At 73.5% G+C, this 20,842-nt stretch carries 17 protein-coding genes; 9 read left to right on the top strand and 8 right to left on the bottom strand.

From position 1 onward, the window contains the following. Nucleotides 1-42 precede the first annotated feature (42 nt). Together ACFVHV_RS15065 and ACFVHV_RS15060 are read right to left on the bottom strand one after the other, a co-directional pair. On the bottom strand, nucleotides 43-756 hold the full coding sequence (locus ACFVHV_RS15065) for a 3-oxoacid CoA-transferase subunit B (protein WP_380351479.1): 714 nt from the start codon (nucleotides 754-756) through the stop codon (nucleotides 43-45). Nucleotides 757-760: 4 nt separating this feature from the next. Then, on the bottom strand, nucleotides 761-1,522 hold the full coding sequence (locus ACFVHV_RS15060; RefSeq protein WP_380351477.1) for a CoA transferase subunit A: 762 nt from the start codon (nucleotides 1,520-1,522) through the stop codon (nucleotides 761-763). Nucleotides 1,523-2,007: 485 nt separating this feature from the next. On the opposite strand from ACFVHV_RS15060, the gene ACFVHV_RS15055 reads away from it, so the two are divergent. The 6 genes from ACFVHV_RS15055 (at nucleotide 2,008) to ACFVHV_RS15030 (ending at nucleotide 8,080) form a co-directional block, all read left to right on the top strand. After that, the gene (locus tag ACFVHV_RS15055) at nucleotides 2,008-3,279 is read left to right on the top strand and encodes a substrate-binding domain-containing protein (protein ID WP_359901860.1); all 1,272 of its coding nucleotides are present in this window, start codon (nucleotides 2,008-2,010) and stop codon (nucleotides 3,277-3,279) included. Between the two features lie 5 nt (nucleotides 3,280-3,284). Then, nucleotides 3,285-4,115 carry an ABC transporter ATP-binding protein gene (locus ACFVHV_RS15050; protein WP_380351476.1) on the top strand — a complete coding sequence of 277 codons (831 nt, stop codon included), beginning with the start codon at nucleotides 3,285-3,287 and terminating at the stop codon, nucleotides 4,113-4,115. Between the two features lie 95 nt (nucleotides 4,116-4,210). Continuing rightward, nucleotides 4,211-4,975: an ABC transporter ATP-binding protein gene (locus tag ACFVHV_RS15045; RefSeq protein ID WP_359901957.1), complete on the top strand. Its 765-nt coding sequence runs from the start codon at nucleotides 4,211-4,213 to the stop codon at nucleotides 4,973-4,975. Next, nucleotides 4,975-5,841, top strand: a complete 867-nt coding sequence (locus tag ACFVHV_RS15040; protein WP_359901855.1) for a branched-chain amino acid ABC transporter permease — start codon at nucleotides 4,975-4,977, stop codon at nucleotides 5,839-5,841. The genes ACFVHV_RS15045 and ACFVHV_RS15040 overlap by 1 nt, the downstream gene beginning before the upstream one ends. A gap of 209 nt (nucleotides 5,842-6,050) precedes the next feature. Next, nucleotides 6,051-7,178, top strand: a complete 1,128-nt coding sequence (locus ACFVHV_RS15035; protein WP_380351481.1) for a branched-chain amino acid ABC transporter permease — start codon at nucleotides 6,051-6,053, stop codon at nucleotides 7,176-7,178. Continuing rightward, nucleotides 7,175-8,080, top strand: coding sequence for an alpha/beta fold hydrolase (locus ACFVHV_RS15030; protein WP_380351474.1), 906 nt, complete (start codon nucleotides 7,175-7,177; stop codon nucleotides 8,078-8,080). Before ACFVHV_RS15035 ends, ACFVHV_RS15030 begins: the two co-directional genes overlap by 4 nt. A 158-nt stretch (nucleotides 8,081-8,238) precedes the next feature. On the opposite strand, the gene ACFVHV_RS15025 is transcribed toward ACFVHV_RS15030, so the two are convergent. Both ACFVHV_RS15025 and ACFVHV_RS15020 read right to left on the bottom strand, forming a co-directional pair. After that, a complete protein-coding gene (locus ACFVHV_RS15025; RefSeq protein WP_359901847.1) occupies nucleotides 8,239-9,513 on the bottom strand; it encodes a hypothetical protein in 1,275 nt (424 codons plus the stop codon). 496 nt (nucleotides 9,514-10,009) lie between these two features. Beyond that, on the bottom strand, nucleotides 10,010-10,597 hold the full coding sequence (locus ACFVHV_RS15020) for a VTT domain-containing protein (RefSeq protein ID WP_359901955.1): 588 nt from the start codon (nucleotides 10,595-10,597) through the stop codon (nucleotides 10,010-10,012). A gap of 629 nt (nucleotides 10,598-11,226) precedes the next feature. Between ACFVHV_RS15020 and ACFVHV_RS15015 the strand changes: the two genes are divergently transcribed. Beyond that, nucleotides 11,227-12,342, top strand: coding sequence for an LLM class flavin-dependent oxidoreductase (locus ACFVHV_RS15015; protein ID WP_380351472.1), 1,116 nt, complete (start codon nucleotides 11,227-11,229; stop codon nucleotides 12,340-12,342). Between the two features lie 116 nt (nucleotides 12,343-12,458). Here the strand turns inward: ACFVHV_RS15015 and ACFVHV_RS15010 are convergent, their stop codons facing one another. Continuing rightward, on the bottom strand, nucleotides 12,459-14,555 hold the full coding sequence (locus tag ACFVHV_RS15010) for a putative bifunctional diguanylate cyclase/phosphodiesterase (RefSeq protein ID WP_380351470.1): 2,097 nt from the start codon (nucleotides 14,553-14,555) through the stop codon (nucleotides 12,459-12,461). A 509-nt stretch (nucleotides 14,556-15,064) separates the two neighbouring features. Beyond that, nucleotides 15,065-15,490 (bottom strand): OsmC family protein, encoded by a 426-nt coding sequence (locus tag ACFVHV_RS15005; protein WP_359901838.1) that lies wholly within the window; start codon nucleotides 15,488-15,490, stop codon nucleotides 15,065-15,067. Nucleotides 15,491-15,805: 315 nt separating this feature from the next. On the opposite strand from ACFVHV_RS15005, the gene ACFVHV_RS15000 reads away from it, so the two are divergent. Both ACFVHV_RS15000 and lepB read left to right on the top strand, forming a co-directional pair. After that, nucleotides 15,806-16,141, top strand: a complete 336-nt coding sequence (locus tag ACFVHV_RS15000) for a chorismate mutase (RefSeq protein ID WP_359901835.1) — start codon at nucleotides 15,806-15,808, stop codon at nucleotides 16,139-16,141. 142 nt (nucleotides 16,142-16,283) lie between these two features. Next, the gene (gene lepB, locus ACFVHV_RS14995) at nucleotides 16,284-17,072 is read left to right on the top strand and encodes a signal peptidase I (protein WP_380351468.1); all 789 of its coding nucleotides are present in this window, start codon (nucleotides 16,284-16,286) and stop codon (nucleotides 17,070-17,072) included. On the opposite strand, the gene ACFVHV_RS14990 is transcribed toward lepB, so the two are convergent. Continuing rightward, nucleotides 17,035-18,195 (bottom strand): DMT family transporter, encoded by a 1,161-nt coding sequence (locus tag ACFVHV_RS14990; protein ID WP_380351466.1) that lies wholly within the window; start codon nucleotides 18,193-18,195, stop codon nucleotides 17,035-17,037. The two genes, lepB and ACFVHV_RS14990, sit on opposite strands and share 38 nt — an antisense overlap. Before the next feature lie 197 nt (nucleotides 18,196-18,392). After that, entirely contained in the window at nucleotides 18,393-20,807 is a 2,415-nt protein-coding gene (locus tag ACFVHV_RS14985; protein WP_380351465.1) for a transglycosylase domain-containing protein, read from the bottom strand. Nucleotides 20,808-20,842 lie beyond the last annotated feature (35 nt).

Raw genomic sequence — 20,842 nt, 5'->3', positions numbered from 1 at the left:
CCCCCCGGGCGATCCGGCCGTTGCGCCCGGGGGTCGGGCCGGTCAGCGCGGGGGCAGCAGGGCGGCGCCGGTCGCGGCCCGGACCTCCGCGAAGTCCACGCCCGGCGCCGTCTCCACCACCCGCAGCCCCTCCGGGGTCACGTCGATCACCGCGAGGTCGGTGACGATCCGGTCCACGACTCCGCGACCGGTCGCCGGAAGTGACAGCTCGTCGACGATCTTCGGGGAGCCTTCCCGGGCGGTGTGCTCCATCACCACGATCAGCCGGCGGGCCCCGTGCACCAGGTCCATCGCGCCGCCCATGCCCTTGACCATCTTGCCGGGGATCATCCAGTTGGCGAGGTCCCCGGTGGCCGAGACCTGCATCGCGCCGAGCACCGAGACGTCGATCCGCCCGGCCCGGATCATGCCGAAGGAGAAGGCGGAGTCGAAGTACGAGGCGCCGGGGGCGACCGTCACCGTCTCCTTCCCGGCGTTGATCAGGTCGGCGTGCTCGGCGCCCTCCTCCGGGTACGGGCCGACGCCGAGGATGCCGTTCTCCGAGTGCAGCACCACCTCGACGCCCGGCGGGAGGTGGTTGGGGATCAGGGTGGGCAGGCCGATGCCCAGGTTCACGTACTGGCCGTCGCGCAACTCGCGGGCGGCGCGGGCGGCCAGGGCGTTGCGCGGGTCGAGGGCGGAGGCGGGCGCGGAGGCGGGTGCGGAGGTGCGGGCGGAGGTGGGTACCGGGGTGGGGGCGGCGGTCTCGGTGGGCATCGGGTCAGGCCTCCTGGAGTGCGGGGCGGACGGTGCGGCGCTCGATGCGGCGGTCCTCGGGGTTGGCGGCCACCACCCGGTCGACGTACACCCCGGGCAGGTGCACCGCGTCCGGAGGGAGCTCGCCGGGCTCGACGATCCGGTCCGCCTCGACCAGGGTGATCCGGCCCGCCGCCGCGCAGAGCGGGTTGAAGTTCCGGGCGGCGGCGTGGAACACGCAGTTGCCGTGCCGGTCCGCCACCTCGGCCCGGACCAGCGCGAAGTCCGCCGTGATCGCCTCCTCCAGCAGGTACCGGCGGCCGCCGAACTCCCGGACCTCCTTCGGCGGGGACGCCAGGGCCACCGAGCCGTCGGCCGCGTAGCGCCAGGGCAGCCCGCCCTCCTCGACCTGGGTGCCGACCCCGGCCGGGGTGAAGAACGCGGGGATGCCGGCTCCACCCGCCCGCAGCCGTTCGGCCAGCGTGCCCTGAGGGGTCAGCTCCACCTCCAGCTCGCCGGAGAGGTACTGCCGGGCGAACTCCTTGTTCTCCCCGACGTACGAGGAGGTCATCCGGGCGATCCGGCCGGCCCGCAGCAGCAGGCCCAGCCCCCAGTCGTCCACCCCGCAGTTGTTCGACACCACCCGCAGTCCGGTGGTGCCGGAGTCGGCCAGGGCGCCGATCAGCGTGCTCGGGATGCCGCAGAGGCCGAAGCCGCCGACGGCCAGCACCGCGCCGTCGGGGATGTCCCCGACCGCGTCGGCGGGGGAGTCCAGGACCTTGTCCAAGGGATCACCTCATGAGGGAGTGGGAGGAGGGGAGTCGTAGGAGAGGAGTGGGAGAAGAGAGGAGGGGGCGGAACGGCGGGGCAGGGGAGGGGCAGCGGGGCAGGAGGCGACGGGGAGCGGGGGAGGGACGGCCGGCGGGCCCGGGAACCGCGCGGAGCCCGTGGCCGTACCAGGCCGGGCTGGGGTCCTGCCTGGGCCGGACCGGGCGGGCACGCCGCTGGGGTGGCTGCCGCCGGACGGGCTCCGCGCCCCTCCACCGTCACCGGGCGGGGGCCGCCGCAACCATGGCGGCCACCCCCATGGGTGGGTGAGGAGTCGTGTCGACAGGCCACACCCTGGCGCCCGGAGGGCGACGGAGGCCCGGCGGTATGTCGGCCGGAACCACATCCGGACGGGCTGATGCGTCAACTGGGCACATGTCGCCACTCCCACCGCACACCTACGGTTCCGGCATTCACCCCGCCGCACCTCAGGAGTCGGTCACCATGCGCAGCTCGACAGCCCCCTCCCGGACCGCCGCCGGCGCCCGTCCGGGCGACTCCCTGACCGGCGGCCCGGCCCGGAAGCTCGCCGCCCTCGCGGCCTGCGTCCTGCTCGCCTCGGGTTGCGCCAAGGCCGGAACGGCCGGGACGAGCGCGGCGGACGGTGGCGCCAAGGGCCCGATCAAGGTCGGCCTGGTGTACTCCAGGACCGGTCCGCTGGCCGCCTACGGCAAGCAGTACCTGGAGGGCTTCAAGGCCGGCCTGAGCTACGCGACCAAGGGCACCGGCGCGGTCGACGGGCACAAGATCGAGTTCGAGGAGCAGGACGACGCCGGCGACCCGGCCAAGGCGGTGTCCGCCGCCAAGGACCTGATCGGCAAGGGCTACAAGGTGCTGGCCGGTTCCACCGCCTCCGGGGTGGCCCTCCAGGTCGGCCCCATCGCCGCGCAGAACAAGGTGCTCTTCATCAGCGGCCCGGCCGCCGCGGACAAGGCCACCGGTCTGAACAAGTACACCTTCCGTTCCGGCCGCCAGTCCTACCAGGACATCAAGACCGCGGCCTCGTTCGTCGGTGACGCGAAGGGCAAGAAGGTCACCGTGCTCGCTCAGGACAACGCCTTCGGCCAGGCCAACGTGGCCGCGGTGAAGGCGGTGCTCGGCGGTGAGGGTGCGACCGTCGACCAGGTGCTCGCCCCGCCGAGCGCCACCGACCTCACCCCCTTCGCCACCCAGGCCCGGACCGCCAAGCCCGACCTGCTGTTCGTCGCCTGGGCAGGCGACACCGCCTCGGCCCTGTGGACGGCGCTCAACCAGCAGGACGTGTTCGCCGACACCAAGGTCGTCACCGGCCTCGACCTGGCCGCCTCCTACCCGCTGTTCGGCCCGGCCGGCGAGAAGATCTCCTTCCTGAACCACTACTTCGACGGCGCCGCCGGCACCCCGGTGGAGAAGGCCATGACCGAAGCCGTCACCGCCGCCGGAGGGAAGACGGACATCTTCACCCCGGACGGCTTCACCGCCGCCCAGATGATCGTGCACGCCGTCGAGTCCAACCACGGCTCCGCCGACGACACTTCGGCCCTGGTCAAGGCCCTGGAGGGCTGGAGCTTCGACGGGGTCAAGGGGAAGACCACGGTCCGCGCCGAGGACCACGCCCTGCTCCAGCCGATGTTCCAGGTGCGGCTGACCGGCAATGGCGCCGCCGCCAAGCCCTCGGTGGAGAAGACCCTGACCGCGGACGAGGCCGCGCCCCCGGTCACCCCGATGGCGGGCTGATCCCGATGCCCGCCCGCACCGACTCCACTCCTTCCGCCGCCTCCTCCTCCGCTCAGGGCTCCTCGTCCGTGCGTTCCTCCGCGTCCTCCTCCCCGGTGCTGCGTCTGGACGGGCTCGGCTGGGCCGTCCGCGGCGTGCCGATCGTCGAGGACGTCTCCTTCTCGGTCGGCGAAGGCGAGTTCATCGCCTTCATCGGGCCCAACGGCGCCGGCAAGACCTCCCTCTTCAACCTGATCTCGGGCATCTACCCGGCGACCCACGGCACCCTCCACCTCGACGGCGCGGACGTCACCACCGAGGCGGTGCACGCCAGGGCCCGCCGCGGTCTCGGCCGCACCTTCCAGACCTCCTCCCTCTGGCCGGGGATGACGGTCGCCGACCACGTCCGCCTGGCCGCCCAGGCGGCGGCCGGGCCGCGCGCGTCGTACCGGCTCTGGCGCCGCGCCGACCGCTACGAGCAGCAGTTGGCCGACACCCTGGAACGCACCGACCTCACCCACCGCGCCGACACCCTCGCCAGTGCGCTCTCGCACGGGGAGAAGCGCAAGCTGGAGCTGGCCGTCCTGCTGGTCTCCGAGCCCCGGCTGATCCTGCTGGACGAGCCGATGGCCGGTGTCAGCGCGGAGGAGGTGCCCGCCCTCACCGAGCTGATCCGTTCCGTGCACCGGGACCTGGGCCGGACCGTCCTGATGGTCGAGCACCACATGGACGTCCTGCTCGGCCTGGCCGACCGGCTCGCGGTGATGCACCACGGCACGCTGCTCGCCCTGGATACCCCCGAGGCCGTGATGGCCGACCCGACCGTGCAACAGGCCTACCTGGGTGAGGCGTTGTGACCTCCTCTCCGTTCTCCGCTCAGCGCCCCACTCCTTCGGGGCGCTCCGCCTCCTCGCCGTCCTCCGGCACCGTTCCCCTCCTCTCCGTCCGCGATCTGCGGGTGGTCATCGACGGGCTGCACATCCTGCACGGGGTCGACTTCGACGTGGCTCCCGCCGGGGTGACCGCGCTCCTGGGCCGCAACGGTGCCGGCAAGACCACCACCGTCAAGGCCGTCATGGGCCTGGTGCCGCGCACCGGAAGCATCCGGCTCTCCGAATCCGAGCTCTCCTCCCTTCCCACGCATCTGGTCGTTCGTCACGGCATCGGCTACGCGCCCGAGGACCGGGGGATCTTCGCCGGCCTGACGGTCGCCGAGAACCTCCGCCTCGCCGAGCGCGCCGCCGGGAGCGGGGGCGCCGCCGGTGAACCGGACTACGCACTCGTCCACGAGCTCTTCCCCGAACTCAAGCAGCGAGCCGGGCAGTTGGCCGGGACGCTCTCCGGCGGCCAGCAGCAGATGGTGGCGATCGGCCGGACGCTGCTCAACCGCAACCGGCTGATCATCGCCGACGAGCCCACCAAGGGCCTGGCCCCGAAGATCGTCGCCGAGGTGGCCGAGGTGCTGGCGCGCGCGGCCGAGGCCGTGCCCGTCCTGCTGGTCGAGCAGAACCTCGCCCTCGTCCGCCGACTGGCCGGCACCTGCGCCGTCCTGGCCGACGGCCGCACCGCCCACCGCGGCGACACCGCCGAGCTGTTGGCCGATGAGGAAGCCGCCCGCCGCCTGCTCGGCGTCGGCTCCCGCCACCCGCTCGCCGGCGGGCCCCGGCCCGCCTCCTCCCCGGCCGCCCCCGTCCTCACCGCCGAGGTGAAGCCCTGATGGACACCGTCGTCCTCCTCTCCTGTACCGGACTCGGTCTCGGTGCGCTGTACTTCCTGGTCGCCTCCGGTCTGTCGCTGATCTTCGGTCTGATGGACGTGCTCAACTTCGCGCACGGCGCCCTGCTCTCCATCGGCGCCTACGCCACCTGGTGGGCCGGCGCCGAGGCCGGCTTCTCCTTCTGGCTCGCGGTGCCGTTCGGCACCCTGGTCGGGACGGTCGCCGCCGTCCTGTTGGAGCTCTTCCTGATCCGGCCGCTCTACAGCCGCCCGCGCGACCAGATCCTCGCCACCGTCGGGGTCGGGCTCGCCGTACCCGCCCTGCTGATGGGGGTCTGGGGCGCGGATTCCCGTCCCTTCCCCCAGCCGGAACTGCTGTCCGGCACCTGGCACGTGCTCGGGGCGACCGTCCCGGTCAACCGCTTCGTGCTGGTGGCCGCCGCCGCACTGCTGCTGCTCGCTCTTCGGTTGTTCCTCGCCCGCACCCGCTACGGGCTGATCGTCCGGGCCGGCGTCGAGGACCGGGCGATGGTCACGGCGCTCGGCATCGACGTCCGGAGGGCGTTCACCCTCGTCTTCGCCCTCGGTGGGGCGGCCGCCGCGCTCGGCGGTGCCCTCGGCGGCCTCTACTTCGGTTCGGTCAATCCCGGCCAGGGGACCGGCCTGCTCATCTTCGCCTTCGTCGTCGTGGTCATGGGTGGCATGGGCTCCGTAACCGGAGCCGCCGTCGCCTCGGTGGGCGTCGGCCTAGTCCAGCAGTTCGCCAACTACTACACCGGCGCCGGTCTCGGCGACCTCTCGGTCGTCGTCCTGCTCGCCGTCCTGCTTCTCGTCCGACCCCGTGGACTCACCGGGAGGCTCGCGTGAGCGCCGAAACACCGATCACGAGCACCGGTGGCCCCGCGGCGAGCCGCAGCGCCGCCGCTCCGGCAGGGGGGACTGACACCGGCCCTGCCGTGACCGCCGTGCCGGAAGAGGGGACTGACACCAGCTCCGCCGACACCGCCACTGTGGCAAGGGGGACTGACACCGGCCTCGCCGAGACCCATTGTGAACACAGGAGCGGTCCCGGCGCCATCCCTCGAACAGGTGATTCAGTCACTAACCGCTGGACAGGCGTGCACAGAGCGCTACGCTGGTGGCCGATCGCCCTGCTGATCACGTTCCTTGTCGCCCCATACAGTGCGCTTCCCGTCCCGGGACTGCTCGACGGCCCGCTCGGCAGCCCCGGCAGCCTCCAACTGCTCGCCCTGTGCCTGCTCTACGGGGCCCTCGCCACCGGTTACGACCTCCTGCTCGGTCGGACCGGACTGCTCTCCTTCGGCCACGCGCTCTACTTCGCGACCGGCCTGTACGCCACCGATCTCGGCATGCTGGAGCTGCGACTGCCGTTCGCCGCCGCCGCGGTGTTCGGCGTCGCCTGCTCCGTGCTGCTGGCCCTGCTGCTCGGCTCGGTCAGCCTGCGCGTCACGGGCATCGGGTTCTCCATGGTCACCCTCGCCTTCGCCCAGGCCGGCTCGATCCTCGTCCAGCGCAATCCCGGCGGGGTCACCGGCGGCGAGGAGGGCCGCTCCGCCCCGGCCGACCTGCTGCCCGCCGGCCTGCTCGGGATCGAGAACACCGCCAACCTGTACTGGATCGCCGTCGGCTACCTGGTGCTGACCGTCGCCGCGGTCCACTGGGCCGTCAAGTCGCCGATGGGCCGGGTCTGGGAGGGCATCAAGGAGAACGAGCGCCGGGTCGAGGTGCTCGGACTGCGGCCCTACGGCTACAAGCTGGTCGCCTTCGTGCTCGCCGGCGGGCTCGCCGGGCTGGGCGGGGTGGTCTACCTGCTGCTGACCGGTGGCGCCACCCCGCAGGCCGCCACCTCGGACGCCACGCTCGCGCTCCTGGTGATGGTCGTCCTCGGCGGCTCCGGCACCCGCTGGGGACCGCTGCTCGGCGGTGTCCTGTACACCTGGGCGAGCCACCGGCTCGGCGACCTCGCCAACTCCTCGACCGTCGCCGACCTGCCGGCGGTGCTGCGGGTTCCGCTCTCCCAACCCCTGTTCCTGCTGGGCGCCCTGTTCGTCGCCGTGGTCTACCTGCTGCCCGGCGGCCTGGCTAGACTGCCTGCCCGCATCCGCACCGCCCGGTCCGCCCGCTCCGCCTCGGTGCCGGCCGGTCTCGGAACCGCCCACCCCACCGGAGGTACCCCCGCGTGAGCCAGTCGCCGCTGAAGCCCGAGGAGTTGACCGTCCCCGTGCCCGGTGGGGACCTGGCCGTCCTGCGCTGGCCCGCAGACGACCCGCGGGCCCCCACGATCGTGGCGGTGCACGGCATCACCGCCAACGGCCTCGCCTGGTACGAGGTCGCCCGCCGGCTCGCCGGCCGGGTCACCCTGCTCGCGCCCGACCTGCGAGGCCGCGGCGCCAGCCGCTCGGTCGCCGGACCGTACGGGCTGGCCCGGCACGCCGACGACGTGGCCGCGCTGATCGGCGCCCTCGGCCCGGGGCCCGTCACGGTGGTCGGCCACTCGATGGGGGCCTGGGTCACCGCCCTGGCCGCCGTCCGGCACCCCGGCCTGGTCCGCCGCGTCCTGCTGGTCGACGGAGCGGTGACCTTCCCGCTGCCGCAGGGCATCCGGGAGGAGGACGCCCTGGCCGCGGTGCTCGGCCCCGCGCTGGCCCGGCTGTCCACGACCTTCCCGGACCGGGACGCCTACCGGGAGTTCTGGCGCGGGCACCCAGCCTTCGCCGGCGAGTGGACCGAGGGGATCGACGCCTACACCCAGCGCGACCTCGTCGGCACGGAGCCCGAACTGCGCTCCTCCTGCGTGCTGGAGGCCGTACAGGTCGACGGCGCCCAGGTCCTGCTGGACGAGGAAGCGGCCGGCGCCGTGCACCGGCTGCCCTGCCCGGCCGACCTGCTCTGGGCCGAGCGCGGCCTGCTCGACGAGCCGCAGGGCCTCTACGACCACGCGCGGCTCGAACTGGCCCGGCTGGACACGGAGCGGGTGCCCGCCGCACCGGTGCCCGGCACCAACCACTACTCGATCCTCTGGGGCGGGGCCGGGGCGGACCGCATCGTCCGGATCCTGCTCGCGGACGCCCTCGCCGCCGAGTAGCCGGCCGGGCTCGGGAGCGGGTCGGAACGCCAGCGACCGGCACGCCAACGGCGGAACACCAGCGGCCGGCACGCCAACGGCCGGAACGACAGCGGCCGGCGAGGGATCCGCCCCCCGCCGGCCGGTCCCGGTGGCCCGCTCCTGCGCGCCTCGGCGCGTCAGCCCGCCGTGCCGAGGAAGCTCTCCCAGCCGCCCGCCGGCGCCTGGCCGACGTTGAGCGAGCGCAGCTTGCGCAGGGTGGACTGGTCCTGCACCTCCAGCCACTCGACCAACTGCTTGAAGGAGACCAGTCGGACGTCGGGCTTGCCCGCGACGGTCTTGAGGGTCTCCTCGACGGCGTCCATGTAGATGCCGCCGTTCCACTGCTCGAAGTGGTTGCCGATGAAGAACGGCGCGCGGTTGCTGTTGTACGCGCGCTCGAAGCCCGCCAGGTAGGAGTTGGTGGCCTGGGTGCGCCAGTCGCCGTACTTGGCCGGGTCGCCCTTGGTGCTGCCGCTGGACTGGTTGGCCAGGATGTTGTAGTCCATCGACAGCACCTGGAAGGTGTGCCCGGGGAACGGGATGGACTGCAGCGGGAAGTCCCAGACCTTGCCGTCCTGCACCTTCTGCGGCCATATTTGCAAGCCGCCCGAGGAACTGGCGTCGTACTTCCAGCCCAGCTTGGCGATGGTCGGCAGCAGCGCCTTCTGGCCCTCCAGGCACGGGGTGCGGCCGCCGATGAGCTCCTTCTTGTAGTCGAAGGGGAGCGGGTCGACGTCGGTGAAGCCGGTGTTGGTCCGCCACTGGGTGACGAAGCCGATCGCCTGGTCGATCTCGCTCTGCCAGTCCTCGGGGGTCCACATGTTGACCCCGTTCTTGTCCGGACGGCTGGAGCAGAAGTGCCCGTTGAAGTGGGTGCCGATCTCGTGCCCGGCCAGCCAGGCCTGGCTGATGAGCTTGAGCGTGCTCTTCACCGCGCCGTCCGACAGGTACGGGATGTCGGAGGCGCCGACCGAGTGCTTCGGTGGGTGGTACAGGTCGGCCTTGCCCTTGGGGAGGGCGTAGATGCCCGAGAGGAAGAAGGTCATGGTGGCCTTGTGCTGCTCCGCCAGCTTCAGGAAGCGGGGGAACTGGCCGTCCTCGGTGCCGCCGGCGCCGTCCCAGGAGAAGACCACGAACTGCGGCGGCCGCTCGCCCGGCTTGAGCTTCTCGGGCTTGGGCTGGTTCGGCTGCGGTCCGGTGTCCGCGTTGGAACCGTCGCCGATCGGGGTGCCCTTGGGCACCGCCGCCTGGGGGTCGGGGCCGCCGCCCTGGGCGGTTCCGGTACCGCCGGGGCCGGGGGAGGTGGCGCCTTGTCCCGAGCCGGATCCGCCGCTGGAGCAGGCCGCGACCGCGCCGAGGGCCGCGGTCGCGGCGGTTGCACTGAGCACCGTCCTGCGCGAGATGCTGGTCATGGTCTCCCCTGGGTGCCGATGCCGGTGGTGAGGGCGGCCCGCAGCCGCACCGGTCAAATCGGGCAATTGATGAATATTCCGCCGTTAGCATGTCATGTCGCCGCGGCGGCTTCCAAGGTCGCCGAGCGCTGACGACTCCCAACACGCCTGGCGCATCCGGCTGGGCTGCGGGGATGCGCCGACTGTTGCCGTCCTGTGACGCTTCCCACCCCGTGCGGCCCGGTCAGTACGCTACCGCCGGCCGGTCGGCCCGCCGCCGGGGTTCGTCGTCGTTGGGCCCGATTGGTCGCCCTTTTGGGAAAACTTTTGCCCCTTGCCGGGGTGGGCGGCCCGAAGCCCGCCAGGGGGAGGGCTGGCCCGGGCGGGCGTGCGGAAAGAGGTGTGCCGGCCCCGGTGGGATCACGGAAGCCGCGCGGAACCACAAGGAAGGGGTCCGCCGCGGCGGGACCGTCGCAAGGGGCGGAGGGGTGGCCGGGAGCTGTCGCCGGGCGGACCGTCAGAGTGCGGCGAGCCGCCGGGTGCGGCGCACCATGCGCGCGATCGCGGTGCTGATGGCGGTGGCCGCCGCGCAGGAGACCACGAGGCTCAGCCAGGCGGTGTTGAACCAGTGGCTGTTCAGCCAGCCCAGCGTCACGATGTAGGCGGCCCAGACCAGCGCCGCCAGTGCCGACCAGTGCAGGAACCGGTGCGGATGGGCGGGGGAGTGGCCGATGGCCAGGTCGAGGACGGTCCGCCCGGCCGGGACGAACCGCGCGACCACCACCATCGCGGCGGCCGCCCCGTGGGGTCGTTCGATCAGGGCTTCCTGGACCCGGGCCACGCTGGCCGCCAGTTTGGGGCGCCGGGCGAGCCGGCGGTGCAGCACCGGGGCGCCGCGCCGGGCCAGGTTGAGCAGCAGCAGGTCGCCCAGGAAGGAGGCCACCGCCACGCCCAGCCCGAGCATCAGGGGCGCACCGTCGATCTGCGCGGTCTTGAGCACGGCCAGGATGACCAGCGTCCCGCTGGGGATGAACGGAAGGAGGGCGTCCCCGAGCACGGCGACGAGCGCCAGCGCGCAGATCCACGAGGATCCGGTCGCCGCCACGAAGTTCAAGGCCCTTTACTCCCTCCACGCCTCCCGAGGGAGCAGGTGGCTGCAGGGGTCAACGCTAGCGCCTCGACTTTTCATGCCATGAAGCACCCCGGTATGGCATGGGTCACGGTCGCTGATTCCGGCCGCGCCCCGGGGCGGGAAGCGACGCGTCCGGGCCGGTCCGGGGGCCGGGGCGCCCGGGTGGCGGACCGTCGCCGAAACCGAACGAGCCCCCGGGGCGGGGTGCCGCGCCGAGGGCTCGCAGTGATCGTCCGGTGCTGGTCCAGCCCGACGATCTTGCTGGTGGAGTGCGGATCCCGCTCCGGCGACCCGCTCCCGGCCCCAGCCTGCCGGACGCCGGCCCCCGGTCGCGAGTCCTGGCGCTGGCGACTTCCGGCGCTGGCGGGAAGTCGCCAGCCGTGTTCGCCCGCTGGCTCTGCGTCAGCCGAACGGTCGGTCGACTTCCGTGCGAAATGGCCGAAACCCGCTCGGACCGTGGCCGGACGACACTCCGGAGGCGGGAACAGCGAGGCCCCGGCCGTGGTTGACCCCCCTCGGCGACAGCGACCGGCGGGCCATCCGGGACCGCGCGGTCACCCACGACGGCCGGCCCGAGGACGGCGGCCAGAAGGGCGGACGGGATGACCACCGAGGACCACCAGGAGCACGGGACCGGACCGGAGACCGGATCGGCGGCCGGACCGGCGGCCAGTGCGGCGATCCGCGGCACCGCCCGCGGGACGGCGCCCGCGCCGCTCTCGATCCTCGACCTCGCCACCGTCGGCGTCGGCCACACGCCCGCCGAGGCCCTCGCCGCCACCACCGAACTGGCCCGCCGGGCCGAGCAATGGGGCTACCACCGCTTCTGGGTGGCCGAGCACCACGGCATGCCCGGAGTGGCCAGCTCCACCCCGGCCGTCCTGCTCGCCCACCTCGGGGCCAACACCACGACGCTGCGGCTGGGCTCCGGCGGCGTCATGCTCCCCAACCACGCCCCGCTGGCCGTCGCCGAGCAGTTCGGCCTGCTGGAGGCCCTGCACCCGGGGCGGATCGACCTCGGACTCGGCCGCGCCCCCGGCACCGACCCGGCCACCGCCCGGGCGCTGCGCCGCGGCCTCGCCGAAGGCGCGGACGACTTCCCGCAGCAGCTCGCCGAGCTGACCCACTTCCTCGACGGCGACTTCCCGGACGGCCACCCGTACGCCCGGCTGACCGCCGTCCCCCGGGGCGAGGGCCGACCGCCGGTCTGGCTGCTCGGCTCCTCCGGCTTCAGCGCCCAGCTGGCGGGCCGCCTCGGCCTCCCGTTCGCCTTCGCCCACCACTTCAGCAGCGCCAACACCGTCCCGGCGCTGGACCTCTACCGCTCGTCCTTCCGCCCCTCCGCCGTGCTCGCCGAGCCGTACGCGCTGATCGGCGTGAGCGCGGTCGCCGCCGACGACGAGCCCTCGGCCCGGCGACTCGCCCGCTCCGCGGCCCTCGGCATGCTCCGCCTGCGACGCGGCAACCCCGGCCCGATCCCCACCCCGGAGGAGGCCGAGGACTACCCGTACAGCCCGGTCGAGGCCGACTTCATCGACAGCTGGCTCGACAACGTTGTGCTCGGCGACCCGGGCCGGGTCGCCGACGGGCTGGAGGCGCTGCGCAAGCGGACCGGCGTGGACGAGCTGATGGTGACCTCGCACATCCACGGCCACGAGGCCCGGCTCCGCTCGTACGGCCTGATCGCCGAGGCCTACGGCCTGACGGCGGCGGCGTGACCTCGACGGCCTGACGGCATCCGGACCGACCGCCCACCGTCTGCCGCGTCCGCCGCGGCGGCCGGGCCCGGCCGTTCCGCCCCGCAGCGCCCGCCGGTCGCCCGCCCGTCCTGCGGCTACCGGCCGTTCAGGGCGGGGCGGCCCTCGCGGAGTATGGCCGCTACCAGCTCGGCCTCGCCGGGGCGGGCGAAGTACCAGCCCTGGGCGGTGTCGCAGCCGGTCAGCCGCAGGCGCTCGGCCTGGGCGGCGCTCTCGATGCCCTCCGCGGTGACGGTCAGGCCGAGGGTGTGGGCGAGCTGCACCATCGCGCCGACGATCTGCTCGTCCGCGTCGCTGCGCCGGGAGCGGAGCTCCGGGCGGCCCGTACGGTCCGTCGGGGCGGGCTCGCGGAAGCCCTCGATGAAGGTGCCGTCGAGCTTGAGCACGTGCACCGGCAGCCTGGAGAGGTAGGCCAGGTTGGAGTAGCCGGTGCCGAAGTCGTCGATCGCGATCCGCACGCCCATGTCCGCGAGCGCCTGGAGGGCCTGGAGCGGGCGGCCGCCGGGGCCGAGCAGGGCGCTCTCGGTGATCTCCAGCTGGAGGAGCCGGGCCGGCAGGCCGGTGCGTTCGAGCGCCCGGGCGACGTCGGCGACGATGTCGGAGTCCCAGATCTGGCGGGCGGCCAGGTTGACGCTCACGAAGGTCTCGGTGTCGGGGAACTCGGTGAGCCACTGCCGGGCCTGCCGGCAGGACTCCTCCAGCACCCAGGTCCCGAGCGGCACGATCGCGCCGGTCTCCTCGGCGAGCGGGATGAAGCGGTCCGGGGAGAGCGTCCCGTAGCGGGGGTGGCGCCAGCGGACCAGCGCCTCCGCGCCGTGCACCGCACCGTCGGCCAGGCCGACCAGCGGCTGGTACTCGATGGTGAACTCACGGCGCTCCAGGGCCGGGCGCAGTGCGGTGGCGAGCAGCTGCCGGGTGAGCTGGTGGGCGCCGCGGTCCGGGTCGTAGAGGGTCCAGCGGGCGCGTCCGTCGGCCTTGGACCAGTAGAGCGTGGCGTCGGCGTCCTTGACCAGGTCGGTCGGGGTGGTCTCGTGCACGGACCGCTCGACCACGCCCACGCTGGCGGTGATCACCAGTCGGTGCCCGGAGACGTCGAAGGGACGTTCCAGCACCTCCAGGATCCGGGCGGCCAGCTCGGTCAGCTGCTCGCTGCCCAGGCTGTCGGTGACCAGGACGGCGAACTCGTCGCCGCCCATCCGGGCCACCAGGTGGGTGTCCCGCCCGTCGAACCCGCGCCGCAACCGGGTGGCGACGGCGATCAGCAGCTGGTCGCCGATGTGGTGGCCGAGCGCCTCGTTGATCGCCGCGAAGCCGTCGAGGTCCAGGTAGCAGACCCCCACCCGGCGTTCGTCCGCGGCCTCGGCCGGGCCCGGCCGGTCGTCCGGCCGGTCGTCCGGCGCGAGGCAGGCGGCGTCGAGCCGCTCGAAGAAGTAGGCCCGGTTGGGCAGCCGGGTCAGCGGGTCGTGCAGGGCCTGGTACTCCAGCCGGTCGCCGAGCCGCCGCTGCTCGGTGATGTCCTCCACCAGGGCGAGGGTGTAGAGCGGATCGCCGGCGCCGTCCCGGATCAGCGAGACGGTGACCTTGCTCCAGACGGTGTGGCCCTCGCGGTGCTTGAGCTGCTTCTCCACGCGGAACCGTTCCCGCTCCCCGTGGACGAGCTCGGGGAAGAGCCGGTCCGGCATGCCCTCCGGGTCGATGATCTCGTGCAGGTGGGTGCGGGCCAGTTCGCCGACGCCCCGTCCGATCAGCGTGGCGAAGGCCGGGTTGACCTCGATGATCCGGTCCTCGGCGTCGATCAGGGCCATGCCGATGACGGCGTCGCAGAAGGCGGCCCGGAACCGGGACTCGCTGGCCCGCAGTGCCGCCAGCAGCCGGTCGGTGCCGGCGCCCTCCCGGTCGGTGCCCTCGGCCGCCCGGCCGCTGCCGCCGGCGAGCCCCCGGTCCCGGTGGGCGTCGTCGGTGAGCGGGGCCGAGCAGGTGGGGCAGAGCAGCAGCTCCGGCTCCGCGAGCGTCCCGCAGGCGCCGAGGGCCGTGGTGGCTCCCGCGGCGGGGGCGGTGGTGGTTCCCGCGGCGGGGGCGGGGGCGGGGGCGGTGGCCGGTCCGCCGGGGCCGGCGGCCGGTTCCAGGACCGGCGAGGCGAGGTGGCGGTGGCGCGGTGATTCCTCGTGCCGCACGCCCGGGTGGTGTGCGTCGGCCCCCTCGTTCCGGCCCGGCACGGCATGCTCCCGTCCGCTGCTGACGCTTGACGATGGTCCGGCCGGCCGGTCGGGACCCGGCGGTCGGCTCCGCACTCTGTCGTGGTCCTCGGAGTCGGCCGCTGCGGGGGCTGCCCGTCGTGGGGCGCCGGCGCGCGGGGACCCGCCTGAAGGACAGGGCGCTGCGGCCGATCATAGGCCGCGACGACAACACGCGGTGACCGCCGCCAGGGTGATTCGCCCGCTTTGTGATCATGAATGGCGGTACGTGCGGACGCCCCCGGTGCACATCACATGATGTGCGCCAGGGGCGCGTGCGCCGAAGCCGCGCCCTTGGGCGCCGGTCGCGCGCCGGATGCGGAGCGGAGCGGGCCGGGAGCCCGGGGGCGGAAGGGGCTGTCGGAGGTGATGGAGAAGAGGGCGGAAGAGAGAAGAGAGGGCGGAAGAGAGAAGAGGGCGGAAAGGAAGAAGAGCGAAGACGGGCGGGCTCAGGCCAGCGAGGCCGTGAGGGTGATGGTGGTGCCGGTCAGGGCCTGGCTGACCGGGCAGTTGGCCTTGGCGTCCTCGGCGGCCTTCACGAAGCCGGCCTCGTCCAGCCCGGGGACCTCGCCGACGACGGTCAGGTGGATGCCGGTGATGCCCGTGCCGGGCTGGAACGTCACGTCGGCCCGGGTGTCCAGCTTGGTCGGCGGGGTGCCGGCACCGGCCAGGCCGTGCGAGAGGGCCATCGAGAAGCACGCGGAGTGGGCGGCCGCGATGAGCTCCTCCGGGCTGGTTTTGCCGTTGGGGGCCTCGGCGCGGGACGGCCAGGAGACGGGGTACTCGCCGATCCCGGAGGAGGCGAAGGTCACCAACCCCTTTCCGTCGAGGAGGTTGCCCTCCCACGCGGTGGTGGCGGTGCGGGTGGTTGCCACGATCGGTTCCTCCAGTACTGAGGGAGTGTTCGAACGGTCACGTCCGGTCATGCACGCCCCAGCCTACGGGCAGAGCCCTCCCGGCCCGGTGCGTCACGCCGCCGGGGCCGGGCGGAGCACCGGCTCGCCGGTCCGGTCCGGTCCGGTCTGGTTCGGTCCGGCCCGGCTCACCGTCCGGTCCGGCCCGCCGTCCGGATCGTGGACGGTTCCGTCCGACGGTGCGGGGCCGGAGCGGGGGCCCTGTTAGATTTGCCCGGGCCCGAGCCCGGCCGCCGTACGGTCGGGCGCCCACTGCAGACACCGGGAGCCGCCCCGATGACGGACCACTCCACGACCCCCGACGCCGGCCTGACCGAGGGGATCGACGACGCCGTACGGGCCGAGCTGACCGGCCTGCGCGAGAGCATCGACAACATCGACGCCGCGGTGGTCCACATGCTGGCCGAGCGCTTCAAGGCGACCCAGCGGGTCGGCCGGCTCAAGGCCGAGCACAAGCTGCCGCCGGCCGACCCGGCGCGCGAGCGGGACCAGATCAAGCGCTTGCGGGAGCTGGCGGCGGGGGCGAAGCTGGACCCGGTCTTCGCCGAGAAGTTCCTGAACTTCATCATCGCCGAGGTCATCCGCCACCACGAGGCCATCGCCCGCTCCTGAATCCTCGGGTCCGAGCGGCCCCGGGCCCGCGTGGCCCCGGGGCCTCCGGCGATGTCGGCGGCGGCTAAATGACCGATTTCGTCAGGCTCCACGGTTGGCGTAGCGTGCAGGTTTCCCCAGCCGGAGAGGTGGAGCAGCGACGATGGCGGTGAACCTGCCCGAAACGCCGAGCGGAACCGGGGCTCCCGGCGAGTCCGCGTCGAACGCCCACGCGGTGCCCGGCGGTCGCGCCGAGGCCCGCCGCCGGGCCCGCGGTTCGCGGGGCCGCAAGGCCGGCGGTTCGGGTCGGCGGCCGCGGCCGTGGTGGATCGAGCTGCCGGTGATGGCGGCGGTCGGCCTGGTGGTCGCGCTGCTGATCAAGACCTGCCTGTTCCAGGTGTTCACCATCCCGTCCGGCTCCATGGAGAACACCCTGCGGATCGGCGACCGGGTCGGCGTGAACAAGTTGGCGCCGCTGACCGGCTGGGAGCCGGAGCCGGGGCAGCCGGTGGTGTTCAAGGACCCGGGGGGCTGGCTGCCGCCGCAGCCGACCGATCCGAACCCGGTCACCAACGCCGTGGGCTCGGTGCTCAGCTTCGTCGGCCTGGTCCCGCCGAAGGACGACAACTACCTGGTCAAGCGCGTCATCGCGACCGGTGGGCAGACCGTTCAGTGCGAGGGCAGCACGCTGAGCGTCGACGGACGGAAGGTCGACGAGCCGTACCTGCACCCCGGGGACGACTCCTGCGCGGGGCTGGACTTCGGGCCGGTGAAGGTGCCCTCGGGCTACATCTGGGTCGAGGGCGACCACCGCAGCGACTCCGCGGACTCCCGCTACCACCAGCACGGCCCGGGCGGTGGCGCCGTGCCGGTGGACAACGTGGTCGGCCCGGTGTCGGCCGTCGTGTGGCCGCTCAATCACCTCGACTGGTTCGGCTGGACCGGCCGCTGACCCCACGCTCGGCGGTCACCCGGTCGGCAGCCCCGGCCCCGGCCCCGGCGGCCTCGGGCCCGTCGGCCTCTGATCCGGCAACCCCGGGCCCGTCGGCCCGTGGACCCGCGAACACCTCGGCCGTCCCGGCCGTCCCGGCTTTCGAACCCGCCCCCGGGCCCGCGCCCGCGCCTGCCCCCGCGCCCGCCCCCGCCTCCGCGGGTTTGCTCGCCTGGGCCGCGAAGGCGCCGGTCAGCACCAGCAGGCCGCCCGTGATCTGCGGCAGCCCGAGGTGTTCGCCGAGCAGCACCCAGGCCGTCACGGTGGCGACCACGGCCTCCAGGTTGGCGACCACCCCGGCTATCGGCGGCGAGAGGTAGCCGACCGAGATCACGCCGGTGACGTAGGCGAGCACGGTCGCGATCAGGACCATCCACGCGGCCGGGAGGAACGCGGGCAGGCTGTGCCCGTTCATCACCACCGACCCGCCGAGCCGGCTCCAGTCGGCCTGCCACGGCCGGGTGAGGGCGGTGAGCAGCACGGCGCCGATGAGCAGCCCGAACGCGCTGACGGCGAGCGGGTCGACCGGGCGCTCGCCGTGCTGGCCGGCGTCGGCGAGCACGAAGTAACCGACCTGGCAGAGGGCCGCGCCGAGGGCGAAGAGCACGCCCAGCGCGTCGAAGCCCAGGCCGCTCCAGACCTCGACCACGCAGGCCAGCCCGGCCACCGCGACGCCGGCGCCGACGGCCGCGCCGCGGGTGATCGGCTTGCGCTGGACGAACTTGACGTAGCCGATCAGCAATGGCGGCCCGAGGTACTCGATGAGCAGGGCGACGCCGACCGGGATGCGGGAGATCGCCGCGAAGTAGCAGGCCTGGACGCCGGCCACGGCGAGCAGGCCGAAGCCGAGCAGCAGGCCGGGGCGGCGCAGGACGGCGTCCCGGTGCCGGTAGGCGACCGGGAGGAGCGCCACCGCCGCCCCGGTGACCCGGAGCCACACCACGTGCAGCGGGGAGAGCCCGGCCTCGATCAGCGGTTTGGCCGCGGTGCCGGAGCCGCCGAAGGCGACGGCGGAGACCAGCGCGAGGCCGAGGCCGAGGGTTCTGCCCGAAGGGAGGGTGGGCGAGGCCGTTGATCTGTGCACCGCCGCATTGTGACAGTCATACCGGTGATCGGGTAAGGCGCCATTCCGTCATTCGGTCCTGCCCCCGACTGTGCGCAATGGCGCAATCACCGGGGCCGGCACGGCCCCGTGACCGTGCCGGCCCCGTCGGCCGTCAGCCACCGGCCGTCAGCCACCGGCCGTAAGCCACCGACCAGCCGGTCGCCGGTCGTCGGCCGTCAGTCACCGGCCGAGGCGCCCGCCCCCGTGAGCGCGTCCGCCCCGCCCGTGGGCTGGGTGGTCGGCCGGCTGGTCGGGGGCGCGGTCGGCTGGGTGGTCGGCGCCGTCGGCTTCGAGGTGGGCCGGGGCGGCCGGGTGGGCTGGGTGGTCGGCTGGCTGGTCGGCGGAGCCGTCGGTGCGGTGGTCGCACCGCCGTCGGTGCCGCCCGGCGAGGTCGAGCCGTCGCCCGGTGCCGTGGTGGGGCCGGTGCTCGGGGCGCCGGTGGGGGCGCTCGTCGACGGGGCGCCGCTCGGCGTGCTCGGGGCGGTCGGCAGGTCGACGGCGCCCGAGGAGTCGCCGCCGGCCGGGGTCGGGAAGTCGCCGACCGGCTGACCCTTGAGCGCGGCCTTCATGTAGCTGGTCCAGATCTGGGCCGGGAACTGGCCGCCGGCCGCGCCGTCGATGCCGCCGACGCCGCTCAGGCTGACCTGGGCGCCGGTGCCCGGATCCTGGCCGAACAGGCCGACCGAGGTGACCAGTTCGGGGGTGTAGCCCACGAACCAGACCGACTTCTGGTCGTCGGTGGTGCCGGTCTTGCCTGCCACCGGGCGGCCGAGCGCCTTCGCCCGCCAGCCGGTGCCGCCCGGGTCGCTCACCACGCCCTGGAGCATCGAGGTGACCTGGTTGGCGGTGTCCTCGCTGATCGCCTGGGTGGTCTTGTGCGCGGGAAGTGCCACGTTCTCGCCCTCGCGGTCCACCGACTGCACCAGCCACGGGGTGATCTGCTTGCCGCCGTTGTCCAGCGTGGCGTACACGCCCGCCATGTCGAGCACGCTCGGGGTGGCCGCGCCCAGCGGGATGGACGGCACCGGGTCGAGCCCCGGGATGTTGCCGGGCAGGCCCATCGCGACGGCGGTGTCCTTGACCTTCTGGAGCCCGGTGTCCTGCGCGAGCTGTGCGAACGCCGAGTTGACCGACCAGTCGGTGGCCTGCTGGAGGCTGATCTGGCCGTAGCTCTTGTCGCCCTCGTTCGGCGGCGCGTACGGGGTGCCCTTGCCGCCGCGGACCTTCCGGCCGCTGGTGCCGTCGTAGACCGTGCGCGGGGTGATGGTGCGGCCGTCCTGGGTCTTGGCCTCGTTCTCGAACGCGGCGGCCAGCGCGATCGCCTTGAAGGTCGAGCCGGCCTGGTAGTCGCGCCGGGTGGCGTTGTCGACGTAGTGCTTCACGTAGTCGACGCCGCCGTACAGGGCGACGACCGCGCCGGTCTTCGGGTCCACCGAGGCGGCGCCGGCCTGGGCGGCCGCGTCCTTCTTCCGCTTGTCCGGGTTCAGGCTGTCGTGCAGCTGGGCCTGGACGGAGTCCTGGAGGGCCTGCTGGCGGGCCGGGTCGATGCTCAGCTTGATCGTGTAGCCGCCCTTGGCCAGCTCGGTCTCGCTGATCACCCCGCTGGAGGTGAGGTACTGGGTGGCGGCGTCGACCAGGTAGCCGGCCTGGCCGGACAGGCCCGGGTTGGGCTGCGGGTCCCGGACGTCCGGGAAGGTGGTCGCGGCCCGCTCGTCCGCGGAGAGCCAGCCCTCCTTGACCATGCCGTCGAGCACGTAGTTCCAGCGGTTGACGGCGTTCTGCTTGCCCGCCGCGGTCGCGGTGGCGACGTCGTACGCGCTCGGGGCGTTCAGCAGGGTGGCCAGGTAGGCGCCCTGGGCGGCGTTGAGGGCCGACGCGTCGATGCCGAAGTACGCCTGGGCGGCGGCCTGGATGCCGTAGGCGCCGCGGCCGTAGTAGGAGGTGTTCAGGTAGCCGGAGAGGATGTCGTTCTTGCTCTCGGTGGCGTCCACCTTGATGGCGATGAACAGTTCCTTCACCTTGCGGGTGATCGACTGCTTCTGGTTCAGGTACGTGTTCTTCACGTACTGCTGGGTGATGGTGGAGCCGCCCTGGGTCCCCTGGCCCTTGGCGGTCTTGATCGCGGCCCGGGCCAGGCCCTGGACGTTGACCGCGCCCTCGTTGTAGAAGTTCCGGTCCTCGGCGGCCAGCGCGGCGTGCTGGGCGGCGGGGGAGACCTTGTCCAGGGAGACGTTCTGCCGGTTGGTCTGACCGGTGCGGGTGAGCACCGAACCGTCCGAGTAGAGCCAGGTGTTGCTCTGGGCGGTCGCGGCGGCGTGCGCGTCCGGCACCTTCACCAGGGTGATCCCCAGCGCGAACAGGCCGATGCCGAGCAGCAGCGCCGTGCCGAAGCCGAGCAGGGTCATCCGCCAGGTGGGTATCAGCCGGCGGATGCCGGTGCGCTTCGGGCGGCGCGACCTCCTGCCGCCGGATCCGTCGGACCCGCCGGTGCGGCCCGACCCGCCGGCCGGGCCGGTGGAGCGCTTGAACCGTTTGACCGGGCGGAGGCCGATCGACGGCGTGCTACGGCCGCTCTGGGCGTTTCTGGACAATGCGCGGCCTTTCCTGCGGGCGCATCGAGGCAGCC

It is taken from the genome of Kitasatospora sp. NPDC127116 (assembly GCF_042677365.1).
GTDB classification, from domain to species: Bacteria; Actinomycetota; Actinomycetes; order Streptomycetales; family Streptomycetaceae; genus Kitasatospora; species Kitasatospora lactacystinica.
This window is presented reverse-complemented; position numbering and strand designations above follow the sequence as displayed.

Coding starts and splice junctions, on each gene's coding strand:
- lepB (WP_380351468.1), top strand. CDS start 16,284: ATGGCGGTGAACCTGCCCGAAACGCCGAGCGGAACCGGGGCTCCCGGC.
- ACFVHV_RS15065 (WP_380351479.1), bottom strand. CDS start 756: ATGCCCACCGAGACCGCCGCCCCCACCCCGGTACCCACCTCCGCCCGC.
- ACFVHV_RS15055 (WP_359901860.1), top strand. CDS start 2,008: ATGCGCAGCTCGACAGCCCCCTCCCGGACCGCCGCCGGCGCCCGTCCG.
- ACFVHV_RS15015 (WP_380351472.1), top strand. CDS start 11,227: ATGACCACCGAGGACCACCAGGAGCACGGGACCGGACCGGAGACCGGA.
- ACFVHV_RS15050 (WP_380351476.1), top strand. CDS start 3,285: ATGCCCGCCCGCACCGACTCCACTCCTTCCGCCGCCTCCTCCTCCGCT.
- ACFVHV_RS15040 (WP_359901855.1), top strand. CDS start 4,975: ATGGACACCGTCGTCCTCCTCTCCTGTACCGGACTCGGTCTCGGTGCG.
- ACFVHV_RS15000 (WP_359901835.1), top strand. CDS start 15,806: ATGACGGACCACTCCACGACCCCCGACGCCGGCCTGACCGAGGGGATC.
- ACFVHV_RS15025 (WP_359901847.1), bottom strand. CDS start 9,513: ATGACCAGCATCTCGCGCAGGACGGTGCTCAGTGCAACCGCCGCGACC.